The organism is Virgibacillus salarius (assembly GCF_039521925.1).
Taxonomy (GTDB): Bacteria; Bacillota; Bacilli; order Bacillales; family Amphibacillaceae; genus Virgibacillus; species Virgibacillus salarius.
On record NZ_BAAACY010000153.1, the window covers coordinates 1 to 4,377 of the forward strand.

Below are 4,377 nucleotides of genomic sequence, written 5' to 3' on the forward strand. Positions count from 1 at the left end.
GGAGTGGTGGTCAAGCAAGCAGTAGCTATTATTCCATAATAGCTACTATAGGAAGCGTAGATCTGAGCATTTAGTGATAAGGACTGAGCGAATTTTGCTCAGTTTTTCTTATGTTCTTTTTTTGTCCCACATATAACTGGCAGTAAGCCCGCCACTCCAAGAAGAAAAATAATTGGCTAAACCTAAGTAGGCTAACTTACCCGCCACTCCGTATAAAGTTTTTCTGAGGAAGCACAAAAAGTGGTGCCTCTAGCTTCGTATTGCCAAAAATAGTATCTTTTACGGAATGATGAACTGGGACTTGATATTTTCGTTCATATCAGTGAAACCGATATGGATAATGTGGGGTGGACTGCCAGTAAATGTCCGATTGATTAATTTTGGATTTAATTTTCTTCCTACAACGTTGTTTAATTTGATAGAATATAACAGGAGAGGTGAGCGCATGAGGAATCTACCCTTATACGGTAAAGTAAATATCATCATTGCTGCTGTATTCATGATTACAGGAATTTTATTATTCATCCAACGATTAGGTGCAGTTTTCGAGTGGCGGGATCAGTATCTGTCTCTTTCTTTTATTTTTTTAGGTAGCGCTTTATTTTTAAGTACCATTCGCTTAAAGAAAAAGAAGAATAATTAGAAGGATTTAAGCACTTTCTGTCGAATTCTTATTATTCACGGAGGTGTTTTTATGCTGCAAGCAATAGCGCAAACTGGAGAAATCGTGCTACTTTCTATTAAAACAAGGCATGAAATTGAACAATTGCGAAAACAGACCTTTTATTGTCCAATATGTAAGCAGCAAGTAATCATGAAAGCAGGTGCAGAGGTAATCCCACATTTCGCTCATTATTCATCAAGCCACTGCCGAATTCGTGAAGATGGTGAAGGGGCGTATCATGAGTCCGGGAAATTAATACTGTATCAATGGTTAAAAGCCCAAAAGCTAAACGTAACATTGGAGCCATTCCTCAATGAAATTCAACAGCGACCTGATATTTTATTAACGGTTAACACGAAAAAGATAGCTTTGGAATATCAGTGTGCTACAATTCCAATATCTATTATTACGGCCAGAAATAAGGGTTATCAGGCTGCAGGAATTACTCCCATATGGATACTTGGTGCTAAGCATTTTAAGCGTGAAACAGCCAGTAAATTTCGTTTATCTCCATTTACCAGCTCCTTTATACATCAATTTCCCACAAGCCAATCTTTGAAAGTTTTTTTCTTCTGTCCTATTACACGTTACTTTATTACCGCCCAAAACATTTATTTTACTACCAGTTTTAAAGCATTAGGTAAGTTTGTAATTACAAAGCTCAAGCATCTCATTTTTACGGATATATTTAAAGAAATTTCCTTCCCTAAACAAGAACTGTATCCATTATGGTTAAAGGAAAAGATGCTTTTTCGGACCAAATCACGAGTTCGAACAACCAAGCAAGAATTTTTATGGTTGAAATGGCTATATATAAAACAACACCATGTGGAAACATTGCCGTCCCTCATTTATTTACCGATATCATCGCAGATTCGTATGAACAAGCCTCTATGGCTCTGGCAAAGTAAAATTATCTTAGATCATATAGCTCCTCTATCAGTTGGTACAAAAATGGATGTTAGATTTATTGGTCGTTTATTGAACAAGCAAACTAGGTCAATAAGTCAAACCCCACTATTATTAAAGACGAAAAATCCTCTTATAGAATATATGTCTCTACTTGAACAACTGAAAATTGTAAAGCAGAATGCTCCCTTTATTTATACAAAACGCATACCAGTTTTCGTTCCTTCAACTTTAGAGCGAGCACTAGAAGAAGATCAGCTAATCATTAATCAATTACAGAAGCAAAATAAAAGCATGATTCATAAATAATACGATATACTAAATAGCAAGTATGCATTTTAAAAGAAGACTTTAAAATGCTTAACAAACAAGATAATGAGTTTTGTTTATTGGCTAAAAAGGAATTAGCAAACACATCACGAAAGAATAACTATAGGACGAATAGGGAGGAATAGAATTGGCTAAATCAACTAAGGAATTACCTAAACGAGAAGAATTACCTGAAGAGTCAACGTGGAAATTAGAAGATATCTTCGAAACGAATGATGCGTGGGAGCAGGAATGGAAAAGTCTGCAGCAAGCCATTCCACAAATTGAAGCATACCAAGGAAAATTAGCAGAATCACCTGCAAAACTTCTAGAATTATTGCAGCTACAGGATAAGCTATCAGAACGACTAGGTAAGCTATATACATATGCGCATATGCGATATGATCAAGATACAACAAATGGCATGTATCAGCGGTTAAATGCTCAGGCCGAGAGTATATTGACTTCAGCTTCTAGTTCAATGAGTTTTATAGTTCCCGAAATTTTAGCAATCGATGAGGAGAAGCTAAATCGTTTTTTAAAGGAAGAACAAGGTTTAAAGGCCTATAAAAAGACGTTGGATGAAATTACCCGTCAACGGCCACATATTTTAAGCGAGCGAGAAGAGGCAATACTTGCTGAATCATCAGAACCGATGTCAGCTGCTTCGCAAACATTCGGTATGCTGAATAATGCAGATTTAACATTTCCATCGATAAAAAATGAAAATGGAGAGGAAGTAGATCTAACACATGGACGATATATCCGTTTTTTGGAGTCCAAGGATCGTTCTGTCCGCAAAGCAGCCTTTGAAGCAATGTATGATACGTACGGGAAATTTCAAAACACGTTCGCTTCTACATTAAGCGGGAATATTAAGAAGGATAACTTCTTTGCAAAGGTTAGAAATTATAATTCTGCAAGACAAGCAGCATTGGATGATAATCATATTCCGGAAAAGGTCTATGATAATTTGATAGAAGCAGTTGATGAAAAGCTCCCATTACTTCATCGATATACCGAATTACGTAAAAAAGTGTTAAAGCTGGATGAGTTGCATATGTATGATCTCTATACGCCGCTTGTTCAGGATGTAGATATGGAGATTCCTTTTGAAAGAGCCAAGCAATACGTCTTAGAGGGGCTTTCTCCATTAGGTGATGACTATCTAAGTATCATAAAAGAAGGTTATGAGAATCGATGGATTGATGTAGAAGAGAATAAAGGAAAACGTAGTGGCGCATATTCTTCTGGTGCATACGGTACTAACCCATATATACTGTTAAATTGGCAAAACAATGTTAATGATATGTTCACATTAGCTCATGAGCTTGGACATTCCGTGCATAGTTATTATACAAGAAAAAATCAGCCTTTCCGTTATGGAAATTATTCTATTTTTGTAGCAGAAGTAGCATCTACCTGTAACGAGGCATTGTTAAATGACTATCTATTGAATAACTTAGAGGATGAGAAGCAAAAGCTATATTTGCTTAACCATTTCCTAGAAGGATTTAGAGGTACTGTCTTCCGTCAAACAATGTTCGCGGAATTTGAGCATATTATTCACGTGAAACAGCAAGAAGGTGAAGCGCTAACTGCAGAAAAATTAACAGAGGTATACTACAATCTAAATAAAAAATACTTTGGCGATGGGGTAATTTCCGATAAAGAAATCGGGATGGAATGGGCACGAATTCCTCATTTTTATTACAACTACTATGTATACCAATATGCTACAGGATACTCTGCAGCTACCGCATTAGCAAGTCAGATCCTAGATGGTAAGGGAGATGCAGTAAAACGCTATATCAATTTCTTGAAAGCAGGTAGTAGTGATTATCCAATTGAAGTATTGAAGCAAGCAGGAGTAGATATGAACGATAAACAGCCTATTTTAGATGCTCTAGATGTATTTGAGGAGAAACTAAATGAAATGGAGCAGCTGCTAAGCTAATGAAATAGTGGGTTGACTAACAGAGTCTCCCTACACTGCCGAGAAATTTTTCTCGGCAGTTATTTTATTGTCAAGGAAATGATAAAATTAGCCCGTGTGGATAAATAGGGGTGTGTTGAGCCGCGTCCAGTTCCAGCGCCCAGAAACGAAGCGACTTCACGAATCGCCTATGCTAAGTCATCATTGGCTCGTAAGCACCCCGTGATTCCTTTATCTCTGTTGATTCGCTCCAGTCGCTATGTTTCTAATCGGACGCTTGCGTTTTGTTCATAAGTTAAGAAAGTATAAAATCAGTGCAATGACTGCGTTAAGCGAAGTAGTTATTTTGAAATGTTTGATGTATATTGGCAATGCTCCGACTAATTACTTCGCTTTCCGTGGGCACGGCCTCAACTAACTTTGCAAAGAAGAACACGTTGCAAAGTGGATTTTCGGTTCGCGCTAATCCCGCAGGAGTCTACGTAATTCGTCTCCGCTATGAGAAGGTGCAACAATTCTTGTCATAAGTAATAGGTTGACTTTTTTTTACAATGGGTAA

The 4,377-nt window shown here is 37.1% G+C and carries 3 protein-coding genes; all 3 read left to right on the plus strand.

What is annotated here, in order from left to right:
• Window positions 1-445: 445 nt before the first annotated feature.
• The 3 genes from ABDZ84_RS18975 to pepF all read left to right on the plus strand — a co-directional run bounded on the left by ABDZ84_RS18975 (window position 446) and on the right by pepF (window position 3,839).
• Window positions 446-643, plus strand: a complete 198-nt coding sequence (locus tag ABDZ84_RS18975; protein WP_026680656.1) for a hypothetical protein — start codon at window positions 446-448, stop codon at window positions 641-643.
• 51 nt (window positions 644-694) lie between these two features.
• Window positions 695-1,882: a competence protein CoiA gene (locus ABDZ84_RS18980; RefSeq protein ID WP_051388294.1), complete on the plus strand. Its 1,188-nt coding sequence runs from the start codon at window positions 695-697 to the stop codon at window positions 1,880-1,882.
• Between the two features lie 148 nt (window positions 1,883-2,030).
• The gene (gene pepF, locus ABDZ84_RS18985; protein WP_200862544.1) at window positions 2,031-3,839 is read left to right on the plus strand and encodes an oligoendopeptidase F; all 1,809 of its coding nucleotides are present in this window, start codon (window positions 2,031-2,033) and stop codon (window positions 3,837-3,839) included.
• Window positions 3,840-4,377 lie beyond the last annotated feature (538 nt).

Coding starts and splice junctions, on each gene's coding strand:
- ABDZ84_RS18975 (WP_026680656.1), top strand. CDS start 446: ATGAGGAATCTACCCTTATACGGTAAAGTAAATATCATCATTGCTGCT.
- ABDZ84_RS18980 (WP_051388294.1), top strand. CDS start 695: ATGCTGCAAGCAATAGCGCAAACTGGAGAAATCGTGCTACTTTCTATT.